This window comes from Brevibacterium sp. UBA7493 (assembly GCF_002479565.1).
GTDB lineage: Bacteria > Actinomycetota > Actinomycetes > Actinomycetales > Brevibacteriaceae > Brevibacterium > Brevibacterium luteolum.
The window spans coordinates 26348-50414 of sequence record NZ_DLOD01000010.1 but is presented as its reverse complement, the minus strand read 5'-3'; the positions used below and the strand labels follow the sequence as shown (position 1 = coordinate 50414).

The following is a 24067-nucleotide window of genomic DNA, read 5'->3' as shown; positions in this document are numbered from 1 at the left end:
GGAGGCCCCGCGTGGATTCCGCCGAATACGTCGTCATCGGAGCCGGGCTCGTCGGTGCATCGATTGCCCGCAGCCTCGCCAAGCGCGGTCGCGAGGTCATCGTCGTCGACCAGCACGAACCTGCCGGCCCGCGCGGCAGCTCCCACGGTTCGGCCCGCATCCTGCGCATCACCTACCCCGAAACCTTCTATTCCGATATGGCGCTGCGCGCCCGCCGCCTGTTCGACGAACTCGCCGACGAAACCTGTCACCAGCTCATCACCGCCACCGGCACGCTCGACCACGGCCAGGTCCGCCAACCTGATCGCCTCGCCGAAGTCCTGGCCGACCTCGGCGTCGACTACGAACTCCTCACCGCGGAGGCGGCGATGGAGCGCTGGCCGCAGTTCCGCTTCGACGGGCCCGTCCTCTTCCACCGCGACGCCGGCGTCATCGACGCTGGGACAGCGGTGACCGCCTCACTCGAATCTGCGCTCGCCCACGGCGCGCAGCTGCGCACCCAATGGCAGGTCGACAACGGCTCCCGCGCTCGAGGCGGGCCTCCGCCCGGTGCCAACCTCACCTCCACCTCGGCGACGGGGGAGCAGCTGGGTGCCCGCCATGTCATCGTCGCCGCCGGAGGCGGGCTGCCCGGGCTGTGCTCCGGGCTGCCGGTCTGTGATCGCGCGCAGAGCGCGCTCAACCGGGTCACTGTCCGCCAGGAGCAGGTCTACCATTTCCCCATCGCAGCCGGGATGCCGACCGACTGGCCGACCTTCATCCACAAGGATGCTGCGATGCAGGCCTACGGGCTGCCCGGCGGCCGCGACGGCGCCTACACCGATACGTCTGGCACCGCCCGCCTGGCACCAAGCTCGCTGAGTTCAACGGCGGGCAGGTGATCGGCGATGCCGAGGAGCAGACCGGACGGCTCGACGAGGCCGGGCAGGCGCGGATGATCGACTTCGTCAGCGACCGCATCCCCGGGCTGGTGGCCGAGCCGTACGCCGAGGCCACCTGCCTGTTCACCTCAACACCTGACCAGGACTTCATCATCGACACCGCCGAGGACATCACGATCGTCTCCGCGTGCTCTGGCCACGGCGCCAAGCTCGCCCCAGCCACCGGCGAGGCGGTCGCTGCAGCGCTCGCCGAGCGCACCGCTCTGCCGGAGCGCTTCGCCTTCGTCCGGGACTGATCGATGACACACGCACCACGGCTGTACGGCGAGACGCTTGCGCGTAGAGTGGCCCCGGGCATCTCGACGAGAGGGGAGATGATGACGGCAGGAGCTCTGCCGCCTCTGCGCCGGCACCAGCGGGAAGCGCTCGCCGCTCTCGCCGCCGCGAGCGCTGCTGATCAACGCCGGTCGTGGATCGTCCTGCCTCCCGGTGCCGGCAAGACACGCGTCGGGATCGAGCACGCTCAGACGCTACTGGCTCAGCACACCGTTGACACCGTGGTCGCCTTCGGTCCCAACACCGCGATCCAAGGCCAGTGGGCGCATGCGTGGAACGGTCGCGGCGATGACGATTTCGGCGCCGCCGGCACGGACCGGGGGCTGCACGCGACATTCACTGCGCTGACCTATCAGTCACTGGCTGTGTTCGATGACGAGCGCAGCATGGGCAGCCTGCTCGAAGAGCTCGCGCCGGGCGGCAGGGCGCTCGTCGACCGGATCGCAGCTGCCGGCTCGGTGCTGCTCATCCTCGATGAGTGCCATCACCTGCTCGACGTGTGGGGTTCGCTGCTGGCTGAGCTGCTCGACATGCTTCCCGAGGTGTGGGTGCTCGGGCTGACCGCCACACCTCCGGCGACGATGACGCGACAGCAGAACGAGCTGGTGGACAGTCTCTTCTCCGAGGTTCGCTACGCAGCCTCGATCCCGGCTGCGGTCAAGGAAGGCGATCTGGCGCCCTTCGCCGACCTCGTCTGGCTGACAACCCCAACCCGCGAAGAAGCGGACTGGCTGGCAGCGACCAGCGTTCACTTCGACGAATTCATCACCAGCATCCTCAGCCTCGGCCACACCCATGGCAGTTCGGGATTCCTCACATGGGCCGATCAGCGGTTCCTCGGCACCCGCGCTGAAACAGTCAGCTGGACGGACCTCAGCAGGGCCGCTCCCGAACTGGCCGACGCCGCTCTGCGCCTCCACCACGCGGGACTGCTGGGTCTTCCCCCGGGTGCCAGAGTCGGCGAACAGCATCGCCGGGACCCCGACATCGACGACTGGATGAGGCTGGTCGACGATTGGATGCGCAACAGCCTGCGCGTCTCCGGTCACGCCGGTGATGCGGCCAACGCCGAGGCGATCCGCCGCGCGCTGCCGGCCCTCGGCTACCGGTGGACCCGGCACGGCATCCGTGCCGGTCGCTCGCCGGCCGACCGGGTCATCGCCCGCTCGGCTGCCAAACCGCAGGCGTGTGCCGACATCATCGCCATTGAAGCAGCCGAGCTGTCCGAGCGTCTGCGGATGCTCATCCTGTGTGACTTCGAATCCGCCACCGCGCGATTGTCTGCTGACGTCAGCGCCGTGCTGAGCGAACAATCCGGTTCTGCACTCCTCGTCCTCGAAACGCTCATCGCCGATCCGCGCACCGAGCCGCTGCGCCCGCTGCTGGTGTCCGGGCGCACGGTCGCCGGCGCTGCCGGTGTGCTGTCCGACCTTCACGCGTGGATCGCCGAGAGCGACACAGCTCTGGCGTCACGGCTGGCCATGAGCGAGCCGTCGAACGGGGTCAGCCGCCTCGAAGGAGGCTGGACCGCCCGCACCTGGCTGCCGCTCATCACCGAGTACTTCAGCCGCGGGCATGCTCAGATCCTCATCGGCACCCGGGGGCTGCTCGGCGAGGGCTGGGACGCCCCAGCGGCCACCGGGATCATCGACCTGTCCACCGCGACCACTCCGACAGCAGTCACACAGACCCGCGGACGTGCGCTGCGAAAGGACCCCGCATGGCCGGAGAAGGTGGCACTCAACTGGACTGTCGTCTGCTCCAGCTCGAACCACCCGCGCGGAGACCAGGACTGGATCCGACTCGTCCGCAAACACGACGGCTTCTTCGGCACTGATGCCGACGGAGACGTCGTTGACGGCGTCGCCCATATCGATCCGTCGTTCTCCGCCTTCGAACCTCCCGCCGACGCGATGTTCGACGAGATCAACGCTCGTATGATCACGCGAGCTCAGGCGCGGTCTGAGGTGGCCCAGCGCTGGAACGTCGGCGGAGAGTATCGGGACGAGCCGATCAGGACGGTGCGCATCGTCTCCGCGCCCGATGCCGGGAACCGACCGAACAGCGACGCTTCGGGCATCGACGCCATCACCGTGTCGCCTCGTCACCGTTCCGGCGACCCCGGGAACCTGCTGCCATTCCGCCTCGGCTTCGGAGCCCTGAGCGCATGGAGCGGCATCGGGTTGCTTGCCGCTGTCGGCGCGGTCGCGAGCAGTGGTCTGCTCGCCGCAGCGCTGAGTGTCATCGCTGCACTCACACTCGCCAGCCTGCCGGTGACGTTGTCTGTCGCTGGACATCGGCGCCGGCGTCTGTATGGGCGTGCACCGACTGTCGCTGAGATCGCTGGAGCAATCGCCGATGCTCTGCACGACACAGGTGCAAGCTCCGCAGGTGCGGACGCGGTGCGTGTGAGCATCGATGCCTGCGGGGACCAGCGGATCCATCTCGACGCCGATCCTGGATCAGCTGAGGTCTTCGCGCTCGCCCTCGACGAGGCTGTCTCGCCGATCTCAGATCCGCGCTATCTGATTCCCAGCTGGCATCTGGAACCGCGGCGCCCAGGGCTGCGTGGGCTCTGGGAGGATCTGCGCTCCGGGGCCGGAAGGGCACATGAACACACACCGGTGTGGCATCCCGTGCCGGCAGTGCTGGGAGCGAACCGATCCCGGGCAGAGGCCTATGCACAAGCGTGGGAGATGTGGGTCGGAGGCGGGGCACCGGTCTACACTCGCAGTCCTGAGGGAGCCGGCATCCTCACCGCGGTGCGCTCCCACGCGCCGCTGGAGCTGACGACGGTGCTGCGCACAGCGTGGCGCTGAAGCAGCAACCGGGTGAGCCACCGCGGCCGCAGGCATCATGCACTACGCTAGGGAGCACTATGGCCATTGACTTTTCTTCCGAGATCGCTGCCCTCAAACAGACCTACGCCTCGATCCGCGATGTCTCCGACATCGACCAGCTGCGCTCCGAGGTCGCAGAGCTGACCGAGGCTGCGGCGGCACCGGACCTGTGGGACAACCCGGATGAGGCACAGCAGGTGACCTCGAAGCTGTCCCACCGGCAGGGGCACCTGGAGAAGCTCGAGAAGTTCGACTCCCGCATCGAGGACGTCGAGCTGCTCGTCTCGATGGCCGAGGACGAAGACGACGCCGACACCCTTGCCGAGGCCGAAGACGAGATCGGCAAGCTGCGCCGCGAACTCGACTCCCTGGAGATCGCCACGCTGCTCTCAGGCGAATACGACGAGCGCGCCGCGGTCATCACCGTCCGCTCCGGCGCCGGCGGCGACGATGCCACCGACTTCGCCCAGACCCTGACCCGCATGTACATCCGCTGGGCTGAGAGCAAGGACTACAGCGTCCAGGAACTCGACACCTCGTACGCGGAAGGCGCCGGCGTGAAGTCGGCGACCATCCAGATCAACGCCCCGTACGCCTACGGCACGCTCTCGGTCGAGGCCGGGACGCACCGGCTCGTGCGCATCAGCCCCTTCGACTCGAACGCCCGCCGCCACACCTCGTTCGCCGCCGTCGAAGTCATCCCGCTCATCGAGGCGACCGACCACATCGACATCGACGAGAACGACCTGCGCATCGACGTCTATCGTTCCTCAGGCCCCGGCGGCCAGTCGGTCAACACGACCGACTCGGCGGTGCGCATCACCCACGTGCCGACCGGCACCGTGGTGAGCATGCAGAACGAGAAGTCCCAGATCCAGAACCGTGCCGCTGCGATGCGCGTCCTGCAGTCCCGTCTGCTGCAGCTCAAGCACGAGGAGGAGGAGCGGGAGAAGAAGAACCTCGCCGGTGACATCAAGGCCAGCTGGGGCGATCAGATGCGCTCGTACGTCACCCACCCGTACCAGATGGTCAAGGATCTGCGGACCGGGCACGAGGAGTCCAACCCGCCTGCCGTCTTCGACGGCGACATCGACGCGTTCCTCGAAGCCGGTATCCGCTGGCGCAAGGAGCAGCAGAAAGCCGCCGAAGCCGAGGCGGAACTCGCCTGATCTGACCGGTCACCGCAGGCGATCTCACACCGAACCGTGAGCGACTCGCCAGATGAGGTGCGCGCATTGGCCGGTGGAAGTTCGTACAGTGGGAGCGATTGCCACTGTCCCTCTGCGATTGCGAACCTCATTTGATCACCCTCGAATCGGTCACCAAAGTCTACGATTCCAAGGCTCAGCCAGCCCTGAACGACATCTCCTTCACCGCTGAGGCCGGCGATTTCGTCTTCCTCGTCGGCGCCTCGGGCTCGGGGAAATCGACCGTCATCCGCCTGGTGCTGCGCGAAGAGGTGCCCACCAGCGGGCGGATCCGGGTGGCCGGGAAGTCCGTCGTCAAGATGGCCTCATGGCGCGTGCCGTACCTGCGCCGCAATATCGGCACCGTGTTCCAGGACTTCCGGCTGCTGCCGAACAAGACCGTCTTCGACAACGTTGCCTTCACCCTCCACGTCATCGGCAAGACCCGGGCCGCGATCTCAACGCTCGTGCCCGATGTGCTCGAAACCGTTGGTCTCGAGGGCAAGCACAAGCGGTATCCCCACGAGCTCTCCGGCGGTGAGCAGCAGCGCGTGGCCATCGCCCGCGCAGTCGTCAACAAGCCGGCGATCCTCCTCGCTGACGAGCCGACCGGCAACCTCGACCCGATCACCGGCGACGAGATCATGGAAGTCCTCCAGCGCATCAACCGCGCCGGCACCACCGTGCTCATGGCCACCCACGACGGCGACATCGTCAACCGGATGAATCGCCGCGTCATCGAGCTGAGCCACGGCCGGATCGTCCGTGACGACGAGCACGGCAGCTACGGGGTGAGCGCATGAGGTTCTCCTTCATCCTCTCCGAGACGTGGAACGGCCTGCGCCGGAACATGTCGATGGTTGTTTCGGTCATCCTCGTCACGTTCGTCTCCCTGCTCTTCGTCGGCGCGGCCGCACTGCTGCAGATGCAGATCTCGGGCATGAAGGACTACTGGTACGACCGTGTGCAGGTGGCGATCTTCTTGTGCCCGCCGGATTCCGAGGCACCGACCTGCGCGACCGGCGAGGCGACGGCCGAGCAGAAGCAGCAGATCGAGACGGCCCTCGAAGGTGCTGACCTGAGCCCGTATGTCGAAGACGTCATCTTCGAGGACAAGGCGATGGCCTACAAGCTCTTCCAGGAGCAGTTCGAGGGCACCTCGCTCGAGGGCTCCATCCCCGAAGACCAGATGCAGGAGTCGTATCGAGTCAAGCTCGCTGACGCTGAGCAGTACGAGATCATCAACGAGTACTTCTCCGCCACGCCCGGTGTTGAGGAAGTCGTCGACCAGAACCAGCTGCTCGATCAGCTGTTCTCGGTCATGAACGTCATGACAGCGATCGCGATCGGCATCGCTGGGATCATGCTGCTGTGCGCTGTCCTCCTCATCGCCACGACGATCCGGCTCTCAGCGTTCTCCAGACGCAGAGAGACCGGCATCATGCGCCTGGTCGGCGCGTCGAACATGTTCATCCAGCTGCCGTTCGTGCTCGAAGGCGTGATCGCTGCGGCGATCGGCTCCCTGTTGGCAGCCTTGGGATTGGCTGTGATCGTGCACTTCGGCATCACTGGTTGGCTACAATCGCAATTGTCGAGCTTCGACCTGGTCTCAGTCGCCGACGTCGCTCTCATCGCACCGTTCCTGGTGCTGGTGGGCGTGCTCATGGCTGGACTGTCCTCGCTCGTGACACTGCGCCGGTACATGAAGGTCTGAGTGGGAACAGATGCTGAAGACGAACGGACGGATCCTTCCCGCGCTGCTGCTGGCGGCGATCGCCATGTTCCTCACCCTGCTGATGCCGCTGACCTCAGCAGTGGCGAATCCCAAAGAGCAGAAGAACCGAATCGACAAGCGCGTCGAGGAGCTGCAGAAGGAGTTCCGCGACCTCGACGATGACCTCGCCCGCACCATCGCAGAGAAGGAAGCAGCCGAAGAGGAGATGCCCGGGGCTGAGGAAGCCCTCGGCCAGGCGCAGGAAGAACTCGAGGACGCACAGCGCGAAGACGAAGAACTCGGCGCCCGCCTGACGTCGGCCGAGAACGCCCAGTCGAGCCTGCAGGATGACATCAACAAAGGCGAAGCCGATCTGGACAAGAAGCAGAAGTCGGTGACGAAGATCGCCCGCCAGGCGTACCAGAACTCCGGAGTCACCTCCGATGTGGCGATGCTGCTGCAGATGGCCAGCAAGCAGAACGGTGCTTCGGGAGCGACGCGCGTCGACTCGGCGGTGCGCGCGCAGCAGCGCAGCATCACCCAGCTGTCTGAGCAGCGCTCGCTCAACATGAACAACAAGGACCGCCTCGATGCAGTCACCGAGGAGATCGCAGATCTGAAGGAAGAGGCTGCGAAGGTGGTGCTGCGCAAGGAAGCCGCAGAGCGCGACGCGAAGCAGAAGCGCGATGACCTGGACACGCTCATCACCACGAAGGATGAGGCTTCCAAGCGCATCGAGGACAGCCGTGATGAGGCTGAGCGGCAGCTTGAGGAGCAGCAGGCAGAGCAGGACCGGCTTGCCAAGGAAGTCGAGGAGTGGGAGAAGGAGCAGGAGAAGAAGGGCCTGCCCACCGGCAACGGCGACCTCATCAACCCGGCACAGGGATACCCGATCACCTCACCGTTCGGCTACCGCATCCACCCGATCTCCAAGCGGCGCAAACTGCATACCGGCACCGACTTCGGCATGGGCTGCGGCTCGCCGGTGCGCGCATCCGGTGATGGTGTCGTCGTCTCAGCCGGCTGGGCTGGTGGCTATGGCAACCGGGTCGTGATCTCCCACGGCAAGATGAAGGGCTCCAAGATCGCATCGACCTACAGCCACAACTCCAGCCTGAAGGTGCGATCCGGTTCGCGGGTCAAGCAGGGCCAGGTTATCGCCTCCTCTGGCACGACTGGTGCCTCCACTGGCTGTCACCTGCACTTCGAGATCATGCAGAACGGCTCGTACGTTAACCCGATGCCCTGGATCAGCTGATCCTGCCTATGGGTGCGGCCGAGCCGGAAAGCCGGCCCAGCCACACCCGAAGGGCCACGTGTTTCACTGTGCGGTTTTCAAACAACGGTCGCTCAGCCCCTGTCCTGCGCTGCTGCGACATCGGCTGACACTGGCTGTGCCGACGTGTCGCTGCGGGCCCAGGTGTGAGGGCGGCGAGGTTTTCATGACGGGCATGCTTCGGCAGGGGAGAAGAGCCCGTCGTTTGGTTCGTTGTGTGGGTCTGGCGAGCCTGGCTGGTGGGGTTCAGCTGGTGTGGTGCTGGCGATGAGTTCGGCATGCCGGCGGTGCAGCACTGACCCTGGTGGATGGGTCGTTGCTGTTGTGCCTCCTGGCAGCGTCCATGTCAGCACCCCTGCTCGGGGCTCGCGTCTGAGTCTGAACACCCCTTGCGTCTTGAGCTGATGGTGCTGCTTGCACAAAGGATGCAGGTTTTCCATGGTTGTTGGCCCACCGCGGGTGGGGTGCCGATGGTTGAAGGGTTCGATGTGATCGAGTTCTGCTTTTGTTGCTGGCCGGTCGCAGCCGGGGGCTGTGCAGTATCGCCAGCGAGCCACGAGTGCGTGCCGCATGCGTGCACCGATCGTGTAGGTGGTTGCGACATGGTCGAGGACTTCACCGGTGTTCGGGTCGGTGAGCAGCCGGTAGACGGTATCACCGGCGGAGCCGACCAGCTGGCGGGCCACATCAGCGCTGACGGGGCTACCGTCGACCGAACCGGGCAGCTCGTCAGCGGCTGGACCGTCGGTGAGTGCCATGGCCGGTACGGTGATGGTGATCTTGGCCTGGCGTGCCAGCCATTGGCCGCTGGCCGGGCATGAGACGGGCGTATCACTGAGCAGGTCGGCGCGATCATCCGCCAGCGGATCCAGTGGCGAACCAATGTGTCCCGAAGCTTCCTGCCGTTTGGCCAGCGCCTCCTGTGCGCGGTCGAGGGTGTTGACATCCCCGCCGATCGTTGCGCCGATGAGGAAGTCGTACTTCAGCTGCTCAAAGGAGCGGGAGTCAGCGAAGACATGGTTGTCCGGCAGGTCGAAGCCGGCAGTGTAGCCGCGGACCACACAGCGGGCCATGCCTTCGAGGCGGGCGTGCAGCAGTGCGATCTCATGGGACGGGCCCTGCACGATGAGTGTGCCGCGGCCATGTTGGTCGTAGAATGCCTCGACGCGGCGGCGCTCCCGGATCTGCTGAGCCTGTTCGGCGCGCGTGACCAGCGCGGCAATGGCGGCCTTGACCTCGGAGAAGTACACGCTCTTCTTCGTCGCGGTGATCGAGGCGAGCAGCGTATCGAGCTGACCGAGCAGGGCCGGGTCGACTGATGCTGCCTGCCCGGCGGCGAAGACGAAGCGATCGAAGCTCAATCTGCCCGCGCGCACCTGTGCGGTGAGTTTCGGCAGTCCGATGAAAGCCGTGGCAGCACCGGTCACCCGTGACCATGCCGTGTTGGAGGTAACGTCGAGAGCATGTGCGAGGGCGGTCAGGGTCGGTGTGCCGATGCGCTCCCGCAGCCAGGTCAGCGCCTCTGCGCGCGCTGCGTCGGAAGCCTCGCCTGCCGTTTGCGGCTCAGCAGTGGCGTCGGTCGGGTCGGCACTGGCAAGGGAATGCAGTGCATCGACCTGGGTGTCGATGTTGTCGCGGCTGTCGGCGCGCACTCGTTCGAGCACGACGCCGAACATCTCCTCATAACCCTGCAGCTGGACTCGCTCGAGCGCGCTGAGGGATTTCTCGAAGGCGCAGAACCGGGTCCGGTACGCCCCAGCAGCCACCGCCACGGGCGCTTCAACTGTCGCAGTCATCGCCGTCGCTTCCCTCCGCTTACCGGTGCAGTGGTTCCATCACACCACGAGGCACTGACAACGCCCCCTGACCAGGGGAGACGCCGGAAAGCAGCACCCGTGACGGCCACTGGATTCACGATCATGGCCACCACTCCTTTGTGCTCCTGGCTTCCGTGCTTCTCCTGCCTTGCTTCCATCACAGCACGAGGCACTGACATCGCCACCTCACCAGCCCAAACACACGAAAACGACAGCGAGACCGCGCGCCGGCCACCGCCTCGGGAGCGGCCCGCCCAGCGAGCACAGGGCCCCGCGAGCCATCCGGTACAATGGTGCCTTCGTGCGCACACACGTGCGCCCAAAACGTGAGAGGAGGAGCATGGCCAAGGAACAGGGCAGGAAGACGATTGCCAAGAACCGCCGCGCCCGATACGAATACCACATCGAGGACACTTATGAGGCCGGGCTCGTCCTTACCGGCACCGAGGTCAAGTCGCTGCGCGAGGGACGCGCTTCGCTGACCGACGGCTTCGGGCTCATTTTCCAGGGTGAGGCGTGGCTGGAGAACGTCTACATTCCCGAGTACCTGCAGGGCACGTGGACGAATCACTCGGCCCGCCGTAAGCGTAAGATGCTGCTGCACAAGGACGAGATCCTCAAGATCTCGCACAAGCTTAAGGAATCCGGTCGCACGCTCGTTCCGCTGGAACTGTACTTCGACGGTTCTAGGGCGAAGGTCGAGATCGCGGTCGCGCGCGGTAAGAAGGACTGGGACAAGCGCGAAACGCTGCGCCGCAAGCAGGATGAGCGCGAAGCTCAGCGCGCAATGTCGCTGCGTCGCCAGGCCTGATTCTGAGGAGGCGGCAGTGGCGCTGCCGCCTGGTCCATACGTGCCTGTGACCTCTCGTGGGGCCGTTCCCGAGGCGGGCCATCCACAGCATGCCATCCCGCCTCTGGCCTGTGGTTAGGTGTGGATTGCAGACATGTTGTCCACAGTATCTGTGGATATGTGTGGATAACATCCTCGCTGCTGTGCATGAGCTCATCCGGACTCATTCCAGCTAAGCGCAGACCCCCACCTGACAGTTCTCTGACCAGTATCGATGCAGGATTTCGCGGGCTGTGATAAAGGCCGACGCTGAGGTCGAGTGCAAACGCCGCAAAGCCTTTCCCTGTAAGGAAACAGCCGGGTTTCCACAGTTTTGAACGGGGGCTGTGGACAGGGGGCTGGCTTGTGGAAAAGAGTGTGACCTATGGTCGTCTGCGCCACCTGCGGGCGTGGGAATCGAACCAGCGGTTCTGACTGCCGCCGCCCGTCGCGGTGATGCAATGCACCGGCCGGAACCCTACCGCCAGGAATAGACTTGGGCGGCCGCATGTTGTGCTGATAGACTCACGGTCTGCCGTTGACGGACAGTCGCCCCAGGGTGGCCCCGCCAGCGGGTTGTTTGGAAAGTGAATACGGGGATGATCGGTTTCGACGTCGTTCAATGCGTCGGGAGAAGCGGGCCGAGAATGTAGAGTCATCTCGTTAACGTTCTCTGCAAAAAAATAAGTGCTAAGTCTAACGACCGCACCGAATTCGCCCTCGCTGCCTGATTTCAGCGAGCTGCGATTCTGTCAGCCTAGAGTCGCTTCCGCTCTAGTACCTGGCATCAGCTAGGGAGCCACTGCCGCTGGCATATGTTGGGGATGTCAGTGGAACACTTACTCAACTCCGTTCGTTGGCCACCGTGTTCGTGCGAGGGCCAGGACCTAAGAGACGTTTTCACGAACTGCGCCCGGAGAAGTCCCGATAACTTGCCGACGGACGCGGGTTCGATTCCCGCCATCTCCACTTTCGAAAAGCCCTGTGGGCCGGTGCATCACCGGCCCACAGGGCTTTTGTCATGTCCGCTGGGCCGCGATGCTCACCCGGACCGAGGCGGTGGTCGCCTCACCATCCCGGCGGCCGGTTCATCGCCGCGTACGCCTGCTGACGCGCCCGCGCATTGTGGTTGCCAGCCGCGACGCCAGCCCAGATCGCACACACCGGCCAGGTGAGGAACAGCCCGAGCCCAAACGTCAGGATCCCGATGACGATGTTGACCCCGAACATCACGAGCGCACCGATCCCGGTCGCATAGATCATGCCGATGGGCCCGAAGAAGAATCCGAGCAGCGCGGCCACCGCGACGTTCTTCTCCACCACGATGACCTGACTGTGATGGGTGACCGTGTGTGGACCGGTGACCGGATAGTGGGTCTGCGGATGCATCCCCGGCTGCATCGGCTGCGGGTGACCGACCGGCGCTGAGGGATAGCCAGCCGGGTCCGACGGGTTGCCAGCCGGGGCCGACGGGTGGGACGGCTGCATCGCTGGAGGGGCGCTGTAGGGCTGCAGCGCCTGCCCCGGCGGCGGCCCCGAAGCCGGGGAAGCCTGCGGGAATCCCTGCGGTGAGTGTCCCTGCGGCGGGAACGGCCGCGGTGCCGAACCGGCCGGCATCGGCCCGGTGACCGGAGGAGCCGGGGGTCGGTTCGGTGGCTGTGCGCTGTACGGTTCCGGCATCGTCGTGCTCCTTTGCAGATCGGCTGGCTGGGCGCTCCCGCCGCGCGACGACGAACAGCCGGCAGCGAGCCACATCTCCACTGTAACCCCGTCCGGGACGAAAACAACCGGTTTCCGCAGCGCTCGTGACCGCCCCCGAGGCGGATGGCACCTGCCAGCCCAACGCCACCGGTGACCTGGGCTGATGATGGAACGCAACCACCACCTCGGGCGCGGGGAGCAGACGACATATAGATCTTCCCGCGCCGTGGAATGCCCTTGAACGGATGATGAATGAGATATACGTTACAGTGACGGCTTTACTGACGAGGCGGTGAATCCCCGGCTGCCTCAGGCCATCCAGCGCGGGTATGTCGCGAAGGAGCGCTGCCGGCGGGGTGAACGACCTGGAAGGACGACATGCTCTCACACACTCTCCGGCGCTGTGCCGCCGGCACTATGGCGCTGGCACTCACAGGGCTGACCGCCACCTCTCTCACTGCGCCAGCGAGCGCCTCGACCGAGCAGGCCCCAGCCGATGAGTCGACGATGCGCATCGCCACCTCGGGCCAGGTCGACAGCTTCAACCCCTTCACCTCGATCTACCTCACACCCACTGCGATCAACCGCTACGTCTACGAGAGCCTCGTGCAATACGACTCCACGGATTTCGGCCCCACCGAGGGGATGGCCGAGTCGTGGGACACAAGCGACGACGGCAAGGAGTGGACGTACAAGATCCGCGAGGGCATGAAGTGGTCTGACGACGAGCCGATCACCGCCGACGACGTCATCTACACCTTCACCCAGATGATGGAAGACCCTGCGATGGGCGCGGCGAACGGCTCGCTGGTGCAGAACTTCGACTCCGTCGAAGCCACCGACGACCACACAGTGACGATCACACTCAAGGAGCCGCAGGCCCCGAACCCGGGTGGGGAAATCCCGATCGTGCCCGAGCACATCTGGTCCGAAAAGGACGACCCGGCAGGCGACGACAATGACACCGAGGTCGTCGGCTCCGGCCCGTTCACGCTGGAGAGCTACGAGGCCAACCAGTCGATCACGCTCAAGGCCAACCCGAACTTCTGGCGCGGGGCACCGAAGATCGACACGATCCAGTACGTCTACTACACCAACAGCGACGCCCAGGTCCAGGCCCTGCGGGCCGGCGACGTCGACTTCGTCACCGGCCTCAGCCCCGAGCAGCTCAAGGCGCTCGAGGGCGCTGACAATGTCGAGACGAACATCGGCAAATCCCGTCGCTTCACCGCCCTCGGCCTCAACTCCGGCTTCGAGACCCCCGAAGGCGAGGCCTACGGCACCGGCGCAGAGGCGCTCAAGGACGTCAAGGTCCGCCAGGCGCTGCGCCTGGGCATCGACATGAACACGCTGCGCGAGCAGGTGATGCAGGACTACGCGACCGAGGCGACGAGCTTCGTGCCCGAATCGTTTGAGAAATGGCACCTGCCGAAGTCGGACAAGATCGTCTCCTCGGACCCGGAGGCGGCGAAGAAGCTGCTTGACGAGGCCGGCTGGACCGAAGGCTCCGACGGCATCCGCGAGAAGGACGGCGAGAAGCTGTCGCTGCGTCTGCTCACCGATGCGCAAGCGCCGACCGAGCAGACGATCGGCGAGTTCCTCACCCCGTGGATGCAGGACATCGGCGTCGAGCTCAAGGTCGAATCGAGCGACTCGGACACGATCGCCGACCGCTCTCTCGTCGGTGACTTCGACTTGTACATCACCGGCTGGTCGGTCACCCCGGACCCGGAGTTCCAGCTCTCGATCAACACCTGCGCTTCCCGCCCGGACGCGGAGGGCAACGGCCCGACCTCCCAGGACGGCTACTGCAGCGAGAAGTTCGACGAACTGTACGCCAAGCAGCACGCCGAGCTCGACGAGTCCAAGCGCATCGAGTACGTCCACCAGGCCCTGCAGCAGCACTATGACGACGTCGCGCAGATCACACTGTGGTACCCCAGCCAGCTCGAGGCCTTCCGCTCGGACCGCTTTACTGGCTTCACCACCCAGCCCACCGACGGCGGCGTCATCGGCAACCAGTCCGGTTATTGGGGCTTCCTGTCCGCCGAACCGGCCGCTGAGGCCGACGCCGGTGACAGCGGGGGAGGACTCTCCGCGATCGCCTGGGTGGGCATCGGCATCGCTGTGCTCGCCGGCGCCATCGGCATCCCGCTGGCGCTGCGCCGCCGCAAGGCCGAGGACCGCGCCTGACCAGGTGGCCGGCTGATCCGGTGACAGGACACCCCGTGCCGGAGGCGGTGGGCGGCACCCGCGTGCGCCCCGCCTCGGGACCGGGCTCCGGTCACTATGAGCACCATGACTGCGCTGCGCACGTGTGCGGCAGCGTGTGGAAGGCAGGAGACTGACGTGTCAGTGAACGCAGAGACCGAGGCAGCCGACCCGCAGTCGGCCGACGGGCGGGAGGACATCGACGCACCCCCACCGGGGCAGTCGTTCGGCGGATACCTGCTGCGCAAGGTCGGCGGGGCGCTCATCAGCCTGCTGATGGTCGTGCTGCTGGGCTTCTTCGCCTTCAGGATCCTGCCCGGCGACCCGGTGCAGAAGATCGCCCGCGAACGCCAGATGAGCCCGGAGCAGATGGAGTTGCTGCGCGCCGAGTACGGCCTCGACAAGCCGCTGGTCGTGCAGTTCTGGGACTACCTCGTGGGCATCTTCACCGGCAATCTGGGCACCAGCTACGTCTACCGGCAGCCGGTCAGCCAGCTCATCGCCGAGTACGCCTGGCCGACCCTGCTGCTCACCGGCACGGCGGCGATCCTCGCGATCGCCCTCGGGCTGTGGATGGGACAGCTGGCGGCCTGGAAGCGCGGTTCGCTGTTCGACAAGCTCACCACCTCGACCAGCCTCGTGTTCTGGTCGGTGCCGACCTTCTGGCTGGCGCTGCTGCTGCTCATGATCTTCGCCGGCCGGCTGCAATGGCTGCCGACCGGCGGAATGGTCTCACCTGGTGTCGAGTCCGGCAGCCTCGAATACGTCGTCGACGTCGCCAAGCATCTGATCCTGCCGGTCATCACGATGACCGCTGTCGTCTACGCCCAGTACCTCATGGTCATGCGCGCCTCGCTGCTCGGCGAGATGAGCGCCGACTACCTCACGACCGCCCGCGCCAAGGGCCTGCGCGAGGATGATGTGCGGCTCAAGCATGCGGTGCCCAATGCGCTGCTGCCGACGGTCACACTCGTGTTCATGCACATCGGCGGGCTCATCACCGGTGCGGTCACCGTCGAGACGGTGTTCTCGTGGCCGGGGCTGGGGAAGCTGACCTATGAGGCGATCTCGGGTCCGGACCTGCCGCTGCTGCAGGGCACCTTCGTCGTGTTCTCCTCGGCGATCATCATCATGAATCTGCTCGCCGACCTCATCTACCGGCAGCTCGACCCGCGTGTCAGGAGGGCATGAGATGGCACATTCCAGCACCAGCCAGCCCAGCACCAGCCAGCCCAGCACCAGCCAGCCCGGCGCTAGTAAGACCAGCCAGCCAGGCACCAGCAGGACCGGCCCAGCCACCGCCTCGGGTCCGGCCAGCCCGCGGGCACTCGCCTGGAACCGCCGCCTGGCCGCCGCACAGAAGAACTGGAAGGTCTTCTTGGAGGACCGCGCTGGAGCCGCCGGCGGGATCGTCCTCATCCTCGTCGTCCTCGTCGCCGCATTCGCCCCGCTCATCGCCGACCGGTCCATGCTCGACGTCACCCAGAACCTCGACCAGCCGCGCTACGCACCGCCCTCGGCCGAACACCCGCTGGGCACCGACAACTACGGCCGCGAGCTGTGGGCCCGCCTCGTGTGGGGCGCCCGGGTCTCCCTCATCGTCGGCCTGGCTGCGACTGCGATGTCGATGGTCATCGGCACCATCATGGGCATGGCCGCCGGCCATTTCTCAGGGCTGTTCGGCGGGCTCATCATGCGCATCATCGACTTCTTCCTGGTGCTGCCCTCCCTGCTGCTGGCGATCGTGCTGTCCTCAGTGCTCGAACGCGGCGTCCTCACGATTGTCATCGCCATCGGCATCACCTCCTGGGCCGGCACCGCGCGCATCGTGCGCGCCCAGACGCTGTCGGCTGAGTCCCGGCTCTACATCGAACGGGCCAAAGTGCTCGGCGCCGGGCACTGGCACATCATCCGCACCCACCTGCTGCCGGCCGTTATGCCGCTCGTGCTCGCCAACACCACCCTGACCGTCGGCTCGGCGATCATCGCCGAATCGACGCTGGCCTTCTTGGGCCTGGGCGACACCACGCAGCAGTCGTGGGGCACGATCCTGAAGAACGCGATGGACGTCTCGGCCGCGACCTCGGGCTACTGGTGGTACATCCTCACCCCCGGGCTCGCCATCGTCGCGGTGGTCCTGGCCTTCACCCTGGTGGGCCGGGCCATCGAAGCCATCGCCAACCCGACCCTGAGGAGCCGCTGATGAGCAGAACCGACCCAGCCACCGCCTCGGGAGCCCAGCCGGCCGGCAGCGACCTCGTCTTCGACGACGTCTCGATCCTGTACTCCTCGCGCACCTCCCGCGGCGACATCGCCGCGGTCAAGAACGTCACCCTCGAACTGCCTGCCGGTGGCACCCTCGGCATCGCCGGCGAATCCGGTTCCGGGAAATCGACGCTCATCCTTTCGGCGCTGCGGCTGCTGCCGCACAATGCGGCGCTGACCGGTCAGGTGCGCTTAGGCGGCACCGACATCGCGGAGCTGAACTTCGGGCAGATGCGCGCGGTGCGCTGGTCGCAGGCCGCGATCATCTTCCAGGGCGCCCTGCACTCGCTCAACCCGGTCCGCCCGGTCGGCAAGCAGATCCTCGAAGCCCTTGAACTCCACGTCAAGGACGACTGGCGCACCGATGCCGCCCGCAGCACGCGCATGCACGAGCTGCTCGGCCACGTCGACCTCGGACCCGAGATCGCGAAATCGTATCCGCATGAGCTCTCCGGCGGGCAGAAGCAGCGCGTCATGATCGCGATGGCGCTGGCCTGCGACCCGGACATCATCATCGCCGACGAGCCGACCACCGCCCTCGACGTCATCGTCCAGGAACAGATCCTCACCCGCCTGCGCGCACTCGTCGAAGCCCGCGGTATCTCGCTGCTCATGATCTCCCACGACCTGTCCGTCCTCGCCGCCGCCTGCGACCGGCTGGCGATCATGCGCGATGGCGAGATCGTCGAACTCGGCCCGTCTGAACAGGTGTGCAACGACCCCAAGGAGGAGTACACCCGGCAGCTGGCCGACGCGTTCCCCACCATCGGCGACCCGGACTCCCGGCTCAACCCGATGACCCGCAACCCCGCCCGCATCACCACCGACACCCCACACGAGATGACCGACGAGGTGATGCTCGCCGCCGAGAACCTCAACGTCACCTTCTCCGCCCGCGGGCGCACCGTGCGTGCTGTGCGCAACGTCGACCTCACCCTGCACCGCTCGGAGATCCTCGCCGTCGTCGGCCAGTCCGGTTCGGGCAAGACGACCCTGGCTCGCGCACTGCTCGGTCTGCAGCCACCGGATCGCGGCTCGACGCTCACCTTCCGCGGCAAGCCGCTGCCCACCTCGGCGAAGGGTCTGCGCGCGTTCCGCCGGGACGTGCAGATGATCCTGCAGGACCCGTCAGGATCACTCAACCCGGCATTGTCGGCGTACGAATCGGTCGCTGAGGGTCTGCGGGTGCAGAAGTTCACCGGCGATGAGCGCGAGCGCGTGCGCGAGAGCCTCGAATCGACTGAGCTCATCCCCGGTGAGGACTTCTTCGAACCGATTCCGCAGGAGCTCTCCGGCGGACAGCGTCAGCGCGTCGTCATCGCCAGCGCGCTCGCCCTCAACCCCGACATCCTCATCGCCGATGAACCGGTCGCCTCCCTCGATGCCTCCGTGCGCGGGGAGATCCTCTCGCTCATCCTCGCGCTGAAGAAGAACCTCGGGCTCACCGCGCTCGTCATCACCCACGACCTCGGCCTGGCCTGGAACATCGCCGACACGGTCGCGGTGATGTACCGCGGTGAGATCGTCGAGCGCGGGCCGGTCGAACAGGTGCTGCTCGATCCGCAGCACGACTACACCCGCCAGCTGCTGGCCGCCGTGCCGAGCTTCCGTTCCCAGCGGGTCGCGATGACCGCGTCCGAGGCGCCGGGCACCCCCTGGCGCCCGGGTGCCCCCCAGCACAGCGCCACTGAGCGCACGGGTGCCTCCCAGCACTCCGGCGGTGTCGCGCAGGCGGTGAACCCGCAGTGACGGACCCCACCGGGCACACCGCTCAGGCACCCCTGGCAGCCGGCGACCGGGTCTGGCTCATCGCACCCTCCGGGCCGGCACCTGAGGGCACCGTCGAACCGGCCATCGCCTGCCTCGAAGACTGGGGTCTGGAAGTGAAGGCCGGCACCCACCTGCGGTCAGTCGACCGGCGGGCGAGCTACCTTGCCGGCAGCGACGCCGAACGGTCAGCAGACCTCATCGAGGCATGGACCGACCCAGATGCGGCCGCGGTCATCGCCTTGCGCGGCGGGTTCGGGGCGATGCGCCTCATCGACGGCCTCGACTTCGACGCCCTCGCCGCTGCTGCGCTGCGCCCGGACGGGCGGGCGAAGCTGCTGACCGGCTCGAGTGACCTCACCGCTCTGCACCAGGCCTGGGCGCACCACCTGAGAATCCCGACCCTGTTCTGCCCGATGGTCGGCAACGACGTCTTCCGCAGCAGCGAGCGGATCCGCACCGACGTGCATCGCTGGCTGTTCAGTCCATGGGCCGACCAGCCGGTCAGCCTCGGTGAGCACGCCGAGGCGCTCGTGCCCGGCGAGCACTTCGGCATCACCTACGGCGGCAACCTCAGTCTGCTCGCCGCCGGCCTCGGCTCCCCGGAGTTCGCGCCCGGCGCCCCGGAGGAACCGGGCATCCTCATCCTCGAAGACGTCGACGAGGAGGTCTACCGGCTCGACAACCTGCTGCTGCAGCTGAAGCGCGCCGGCTGGCTCGCCCGCGCCGGTGCGGTGGTGCTCGGCTCCTGGGAGAACTGCGGGGAGAAGCCCGCCCAGCGCGAACTGCTGCGCGAGTACTTCGCAGACGCCGGCGTCCCGGTGGTGTGGGAGGCCGAGCTCGGCCACCATCCGCACGCCGGTTCGATACCGTTGGGAGTGCCCGCCCAGCTCACCGCCGGCAGCCCAGCCACCGACTCGGGCGCGGTGAGCCTCACGATCGCCCCGATGGAAAGGACTCGATGACCGACATCTTCACCCAGCTCGACGGGGTCGAATTCTCCGCCCGCGCCATCGACATCGACACCGGCTATGAGGTCTTCAGTCACCAGCCCGACCGGGTGCTCTCGACCGCCTCGATCGCCAAGATCTTCTTACTCCACGCCGCACTGCGGATGCGCGAGGCCGGCGAGCTGCGACTCGAGGAGCGCCTCACCCGCACCGCTGCCGAGCGGGTGCACGAATCCGGGCTGTGGTACCTGCTGGATCAGCCGGACCTCACGGTCCACGACATCGGCATGCTCATCGGCGCCTTCAGCGACAACTACGCCACCAACGTCCTCATCTCCCGCATCGGCCTCGACCGCGTCGCCGAGGAGGTCGCCGCACTCGGCTACACCGACTCCGCCCTGCACGACTTCCTGCGCTGGCCGCGTCCGGCAGGCGCCCCGGCTCGCCTGTCGTCTGGGACCGCCAGTGAGCTGAGCGACTACATGGCACGGCTGTCGCTCGATGAGCTCTTCGACTCCTCGACCTCGGAGATCATGCGCCGGTGGCTCGGCGCCGGAGCCGACACATCAATGGTCGCCTCCTACTTCGAGCCCGACCCGCTGGCGCACTACTACTACACGCGCGGGGAGTGGATCGTGAACAAGACCGGCACCGACGACACCGTCCGCGCCGACACCGGCATCGCCTTCACCCGCCAGCGCCGCGTGGCCTACGCCGTGTTCGCCAACTGGGAGGCCGGCACCGACCGGGTGCTGGAGGTCATGCCGCTCATGCGCGCAGCCGGCGGCCTCATCAGCGACCACCTCCACGCCTGAACCGCGCCTGATTCGCACACCTGACCTGCGCCGGCTCCAATCCCCACACCTGCGCCACCGACCGAAAGGACCCCGATGACCGCAGAGCCCATCCCGATCTTCGACGGCCACAACGACCTGCCCTACTACCTGCGCGAGACCCGCGACTCCTCCGTCGCCGGGCTCACTGATCCTGCGACCGCTCCGCAGACGGTCATTCCGCAGCTGCGCGCAGGCGGTGTCGCCGCCCAGTTCTGGTCAGTGTTCGTCCACTCCGATGTCACCGGGGATGAAGCCGTGCGCGTCACGCTCGAGCAGATCGACCTCGTCGACCGGCTCATCACCGCCTACCCCGACGACCTCGCCTGGGCGACGACCGCCGAGGCGATCCGTGCCGCCCGCACCTCCGGGAGGATAGGCGGGCTGCTCGGCATCGAAGGCGGCAACCAGATCAACGAATCCCTCGGCGCCCTGCGCATGTTCGCCCGGCTCGGCGCCCGCTACATGACCCTGACGTGGTCGACGACCCACAGCTGGGCGGATTCGGCCACCGACGATCCCGTCCACGGCGGTCTCAGCGACTTCGGCCGCGAGGTCGTTGCCGAGATGAACCGGATCGGCATGATCCTCGACCTTTCGCACGTCGCCCCCACCGTCATGGACCAGGCCTTGGAGATCAGCGAGCTGCCGGTGCTGTTCACCCATTCGAACGCCCAGGCGCTGTGCTCGCACCCGCGCAACGTCCCCGATGAGATCATCGACCGGCTGCCGGCCAACGGTGGCGTCCACATGCTCACCTTCGTGCCCTCCTTCGTCTCCGAAGCCCGCTACGCATGGGTCAAAGACGGCGAGAAGGGCACCGCCCCAGAGGTGACGATCGCCGATGTCGCCGACCACATCGACTACGTGCGCGAACGCATCGGCGTCGACCACCTCGGGCTCGGTTCCGACTTCTGCGGCACCGACGCCTTCCCCACCGGCCTCGACAACGCCGGCACCTACCCAGCACTCATCAACGAGCTGCGCAACCGTCGCTGGTCCGAGGCAGACCTCACAAAGCTCGGGTTCGACAATGTGCTGCGGGTACTCGAGGCCAACGACGACAACTACCGCCGCTTCATCGCCGCAGGTCAGGAGTTCGCATGACCCGGGTCCTCATGATCGTCAACGACATCGACTCCCAGCCGCGCCGGTTGCTCACCCGGCTCATCGCCCACCACATCGACGTCGACATCCGCATCGGCCCCGGCCGTGACGGCACGTGGAATGCGGTGCCCGGGCCCGAGGCGGTGGACGCCTACGACGGGTTCGTCTACTTAGGCGGTGGGCTCATGCCCGATGAGACCGACCGGGCGCCGTGGCTTAAGAACGAGGCAGCGCTCGCCCAGGCCGCACTGGACGCTGACAAGCCGCAGCTGGGCATCTGCCTCGGCGGGCAGCTGCTGGCCCACATCACCGGCGGTGAGGTCCGCGCCCAGACCGGCGCCCCGGAGAAGGGCGCGACAGCAATCACGATGCTGCCAGCCGCAGTCGAGGATCCGGTGTTCGGCCAGGTGAGCCGGCGGACGCACTTTATCGAAAGCCACGTTGACCGGATCACCGCACTACCGCCGGAGGCGACCCTGCTGGCCAGCAGCGAACTGTGTGAGATCCAGGCGTTCCGCGTCGGCCGGTCGTGGGGCATGCAGTTCCACCCCGAAGCCTCGGCCGAGTCCGTGCGCGGCTGGGAGGCTGACAAGCTCGCCGCCCTCGGCTTCGACAAGGACACCCTCGTCGCCGAAGCCGACGCGGTCGAAGCTACCAGCGCCCGCGACGCCCAGGCACTCTTCGACGCGTTTGCGCAAGAGGTCATCGGCACCGGCAGCTGAGACGACAGCGGGCCCGGTGACTTCTGAGAGTCACCGGGCCCGCCTGCATTCACGCCAGCAGCGGCGCGCAGCGCCGTATCAGCGTGCCAGGCGCTCCCGCCACGCGGTCATGACCGCAGGATCGGTGGGCTTGGAGGCAAGCGAGCCGATGACGTAGGCGACAGCTGAGGCGGTGAGCGCCAGGTAGATCGCGGAGTTGGCGAACACGTCGACGAAGGCCATGATGCCGATCGCGGTGGCCGCACCGGCGACCATTGCCGCGAGCACGCCGACGATGGTGCCGCGCTTCCAGATGAGCCCGCCGACGATCGGGACGAACAGGCCGCCGACGAGCAGGTTGTAGGCGACCGTGAGCGCCATGACGACATCGGGCATCGCGATCGCCAACAGCAGGGTGACGATGCCCAGCAGGACGAGGTAGACGCGGGAGTCGCGGACCTCGTCGCCGGTCTCGCGCACGAGTGCACCGGCCAGCTGGCCGCCGAGTCCGCCGTCGGAACCGGACTTGGCGATCCGGCGGCTTTCGAAGACGGGCTCGATGACGTCCTGGCGGAACACTGTCGAGGCCGCCAGCAGCGCACCTGAGGACGTCGACATGACAGCTGAGAGTGCGGCGGCGAGGACGAAGCCGGCGATGAGCGGTGACATCGTGGCGTCGACGACGGCGGGGAAGACGTCATCGCGTTCGGCGATGCCGGGCACGATCTTCTGTGTGGCCACACCGACGAGCGCTCCGGCCACCGCATAGAACAGGCAGTAGACACCGGCCGAGACGCCGCCCCAGCGCGCCACGCCGGGGGTGCGGGCGGTGAAGACGCGCTGCCAGATGTCCTGGCCGATGAGCAGGCCGAGGCCGTAGACGAGGAAGTACATGAGGATGGTGTCCCAGCCGGTGGCCAGCGGGTTGAACATCTCGTCGGGCAGCTCAGCTTTGAGCGTGCCGAGGCCGCCGGCTTTCGTCAGCACGATCGGCAGCAGGATGAGGAAGATGCCGATGGTCTGGATGATGAACTGCACGAAGTCGGTCAGGGTGATCGACCACATGCCGCCGAGCATCGAGTAGATGATGACGATCGAGCCGCCGAGCAGGATCGCCGGGACCTTGTCGATGCCGAACAGGGCGTGGAAGATCGTGCCGTAGGCGACCGTTGAGGTCGTCGAGATCATGAGCCCGTAGCCGGTCATGATGATGCCCGAGACCATGCGCGAACCCTTCCCGTAGCGCAGTTCGAGCATCTGGGAGACCGTGTAGATCTCCAGACGCTGGATGCGCGGGGCGAAGAGCAGGGATAGGGCGATGATGCCGAAGCCGATGAAGAAGACCAGCCACATGCCGGAGATGCCGTTCATATAGCCCAGCCCGATGCCGCCGACGGTCGAGGCCCCTCCGAGGACAACGGCGGCCATGGTGCCGGTGAAGAGCAGGGGACCGAGGCGGCGGCCGGCGACGAGGTATTCCTCTTGGTTCTTCGCCCGCATTCGTCCCCAGACGCCCACGGCGAGCATGCCGATGAGGTAGAGGACGACGACTGCAATGTCCATGGTGTGTCCTTTCTGTGCCCGCAGGCAGCGGGTCGGTGGTGCGTGGCGTGCCCGCAGGCGGGTGTTCGCGCCGGGGGATGGAGCTGTGA

General features: G+C 66.5%; 19 protein-coding genes and 1 other RNA gene. 17 read left to right on the top strand and 3 right to left on the bottom strand.

The annotated features are described in order from the left end of the window. Positions 1-11: 11 nt before the first annotated feature. The 7 genes from B4E96_RS06295 to B4E96_RS06265 all read left to right on the top strand — a co-directional run bounded on the left by B4E96_RS06295 (position 12) and on the right by B4E96_RS06265 (position 8216). Entirely contained in the window at positions 12-881 is an 870-nt protein-coding gene (locus tag B4E96_RS06295; protein WP_414632678.1) for an FAD-dependent oxidoreductase, read from the top strand. After that, the gene (locus B4E96_RS06290; protein WP_414632677.1) at positions 878-1177 is read left to right on the top strand and encodes an FAD-dependent oxidoreductase; all 300 of its coding nucleotides are present in this window, start codon (positions 878-880) and stop codon (positions 1175-1177) included. The genes B4E96_RS06295 and B4E96_RS06290 overlap by 4 nt, the downstream gene beginning before the upstream one ends. 3 nt (positions 1178-1180) lie before the next feature. Further along, on the top strand, positions 1181-4036 hold the full coding sequence (locus B4E96_RS06285; RefSeq protein WP_219722641.1) for a DEAD/DEAH box helicase family protein: 2856 nt from the start codon (positions 1181-1183) through the stop codon (positions 4034-4036). Between the two features lie 59 nt (positions 4037-4095). Further along, positions 4096-5226 carry a peptide chain release factor 2 gene (gene prfB / locus B4E96_RS06280; protein ID WP_259845001.1) on the top strand — a complete coding sequence of 377 codons (1131 nt, stop codon included), beginning with the start codon at positions 4096-4098 and terminating at the stop codon, positions 5224-5226. 131 nt (positions 5227-5357) lie between these two features. Then, positions 5358-6047, top strand: a complete 690-nt coding sequence (gene ftsE / locus B4E96_RS06275; RefSeq protein WP_286956813.1) for a cell division ATP-binding protein FtsE — start codon at positions 5358-5360, stop codon at positions 6045-6047. Next, positions 6044-6958 carry a permease-like cell division protein FtsX gene (gene ftsX, locus B4E96_RS06270; RefSeq protein WP_286956812.1) on the top strand — a complete coding sequence of 305 codons (915 nt, stop codon included), beginning with the start codon at positions 6044-6046 and terminating at the stop codon, positions 6956-6958. Before ftsE ends, ftsX begins: the two co-directional genes overlap by 4 nt. A gap of 10 nt (positions 6959-6968) precedes the next feature. After that, complete coding sequence (locus tag B4E96_RS06265) at positions 6969-8216, top strand: peptidoglycan DD-metalloendopeptidase family protein (protein WP_286956810.1); 1248 nt, start codon at positions 6969-6971, stop codon at positions 8214-8216. A 182-nt stretch (positions 8217-8398) separates the two neighbouring features. On the opposite strand, the gene B4E96_RS06260 is transcribed toward B4E96_RS06265, so the two are convergent. Continuing rightward, entirely contained in the window at positions 8399-10030 is a 1632-nt protein-coding gene (locus B4E96_RS06260) for an HNH endonuclease signature motif containing protein (RefSeq protein ID WP_286956809.1), read from the bottom strand. A gap of 361 nt (positions 10031-10391) precedes the next feature. Here B4E96_RS06260 and smpB point away from each other — a divergent pair, with 361 nt between their 5' ends. Continuing rightward, positions 10392-10862: an SsrA-binding protein SmpB gene (gene smpB / locus B4E96_RS06255; protein WP_102162974.1), complete on the top strand. Its 471-nt coding sequence runs from the start codon at positions 10392-10394 to the stop codon at positions 10860-10862. Positions 10863-11475: 613 nt separating this feature from the next. After that, positions 11476-11852, top strand: a transfer-messenger RNA (tmRNA) gene (gene ssrA, locus B4E96_RS06250). Between the two features lie 96 nt (positions 11853-11948). On the opposite strand, the gene B4E96_RS06245 is transcribed toward ssrA, so the two are convergent. After that, the gene (locus tag B4E96_RS06245) at positions 11949-12368 is read right to left on the bottom strand and encodes a hypothetical protein (RefSeq protein ID WP_259835342.1); all 420 of its coding nucleotides are present in this window, start codon (positions 12366-12368) and stop codon (positions 11949-11951) included. 591 nt (positions 12369-12959) lie between these two features. On the opposite strand from B4E96_RS06245, the gene B4E96_RS06240 reads away from it, so the two are divergent. The 8 genes from B4E96_RS06240 to B4E96_RS06205 all read left to right on the top strand — a co-directional run bounded on the left by B4E96_RS06240 (position 12960) and on the right by B4E96_RS06205 (position 22436). Further along, complete coding sequence (locus tag B4E96_RS06240) at positions 12960-14774, top strand: ABC transporter substrate-binding protein (RefSeq protein WP_286956807.1); 1815 nt, start codon at positions 12960-12962, stop codon at positions 14772-14774. 156 nt (positions 14775-14930) lie between these two features. Then, entirely contained in the window at positions 14931-15983 is a 1053-nt protein-coding gene (locus B4E96_RS06235) for an ABC transporter permease (protein ID WP_259835349.1), read from the top strand. Position 15984: 1 nt separating this feature from the next. Continuing rightward, positions 15985-16995 (top strand): ABC transporter permease, encoded by a 1011-nt coding sequence (locus B4E96_RS06230; protein ID WP_239557071.1) that lies wholly within the window; start codon positions 15985-15987, stop codon positions 16993-16995. Then, positions 16995-18806 (top strand): ABC transporter ATP-binding protein, encoded by a 1812-nt coding sequence (locus B4E96_RS06225; RefSeq protein ID WP_286956806.1) that lies wholly within the window; start codon positions 16995-16997, stop codon positions 18804-18806. Before B4E96_RS06230 ends, B4E96_RS06225 begins: the two co-directional genes overlap by 1 nt. After that, the gene (locus B4E96_RS06220) at positions 18803-19789 is read left to right on the top strand and encodes a S66 peptidase family protein (protein WP_259835355.1); all 987 of its coding nucleotides are present in this window, start codon (positions 18803-18805) and stop codon (positions 19787-19789) included. Before B4E96_RS06225 ends, B4E96_RS06220 begins: the two co-directional genes overlap by 4 nt. After that, complete coding sequence (locus B4E96_RS06215; RefSeq protein WP_259796825.1) at positions 19786-20589, top strand: serine hydrolase; 804 nt, start codon at positions 19786-19788, stop codon at positions 20587-20589. Before B4E96_RS06220 ends, B4E96_RS06215 begins: the two co-directional genes overlap by 4 nt. 75 nt (positions 20590-20664) lie before the next feature. After that, the gene (locus B4E96_RS06210; RefSeq protein ID WP_102162953.1) at positions 20665-21714 is read left to right on the top strand and encodes a dipeptidase; all 1050 of its coding nucleotides are present in this window, start codon (positions 20665-20667) and stop codon (positions 21712-21714) included. Next, a complete protein-coding gene (locus B4E96_RS06205) occupies positions 21711-22436 on the top strand; it encodes a type 1 glutamine amidotransferase (protein ID WP_102162952.1) in 726 nt (241 codons plus the stop codon). The genes B4E96_RS06210 and B4E96_RS06205 overlap by 4 nt, the downstream gene beginning before the upstream one ends. A 78-nt stretch (positions 22437-22514) precedes the next feature. Here the strand turns inward: B4E96_RS06205 and B4E96_RS06200 are convergent, their stop codons facing one another. Then, the gene (locus tag B4E96_RS06200; protein WP_170274564.1) at positions 22515-23978 is read right to left on the bottom strand and encodes a sodium:solute symporter; all 1464 of its coding nucleotides are present in this window, start codon (positions 23976-23978) and stop codon (positions 22515-22517) included. Positions 23979-24067: the final 89 nt, after the last annotated feature.

Bases quoted from the DNA above. Each gene is read 5' to 3' on its own strand.
- B4E96_RS06200 (WP_170274564.1), bottom strand. From the start codon at position 23,978: ATGGACATTGCAGTCGTCGTCCTCTACCTCATCGGCATGCTCGCCGTG.
- ftsX (WP_286956812.1), top strand. From the start codon at position 6,044: ATGAGGTTCTCCTTCATCCTCTCCGAGACGTGGAACGGCCTGCGCCGG.
- B4E96_RS06210 (WP_102162953.1), top strand. From the start codon at position 20,665: ATGACCGCAGAGCCCATCCCGATCTTCGACGGCCACAACGACCTGCCC.
- B4E96_RS06260 (WP_286956809.1), bottom strand. From the start codon at position 10,030: ATGACTGCGACAGTTGAAGCGCCCGTGGCGGTGGCTGCTGGGGCGTAC.
- B4E96_RS06265 (WP_286956810.1), top strand. From the start codon at position 6,969: ATGCTGAAGACGAACGGACGGATCCTTCCCGCGCTGCTGCTGGCGGCG.
- B4E96_RS06215 (WP_259796825.1), top strand. From the start codon at position 19,786: ATGACCGACATCTTCACCCAGCTCGACGGGGTCGAATTCTCCGCCCGC.
- B4E96_RS06285 (WP_219722641.1), top strand. From the start codon at position 1,181: ATGACACACGCACCACGGCTGTACGGCGAGACGCTTGCGCGTAGAGTG.
- B4E96_RS06230 (WP_239557071.1), top strand. From the start codon at position 15,985: ATGGCACATTCCAGCACCAGCCAGCCCAGCACCAGCCAGCCCAGCACC.
- prfB (WP_259845001.1), top strand. From the start codon at position 4,096: ATGGCCATTGACTTTTCTTCCGAGATCGCTGCCCTCAAACAGACCTAC.
- B4E96_RS06225 (WP_286956806.1), top strand. From the start codon at position 16,995: ATGAGCAGAACCGACCCAGCCACCGCCTCGGGAGCCCAGCCGGCCGGC.
- B4E96_RS06245 (WP_259835342.1), bottom strand. From the start codon at position 12,368: ATGCAGCCGTCCCACCCGTCGGCCCCGGCTGGCAACCCGTCGGACCCG.
- B4E96_RS06240 (WP_286956807.1), top strand. From the start codon at position 12,960: ATGCTCTCACACACTCTCCGGCGCTGTGCCGCCGGCACTATGGCGCTG.
- smpB (WP_102162974.1), top strand. From the start codon at position 10,392: ATGGCCAAGGAACAGGGCAGGAAGACGATTGCCAAGAACCGCCGCGCC.
- B4E96_RS06205 (WP_102162952.1), top strand. From the start codon at position 21,711: ATGACCCGGGTCCTCATGATCGTCAACGACATCGACTCCCAGCCGCGC.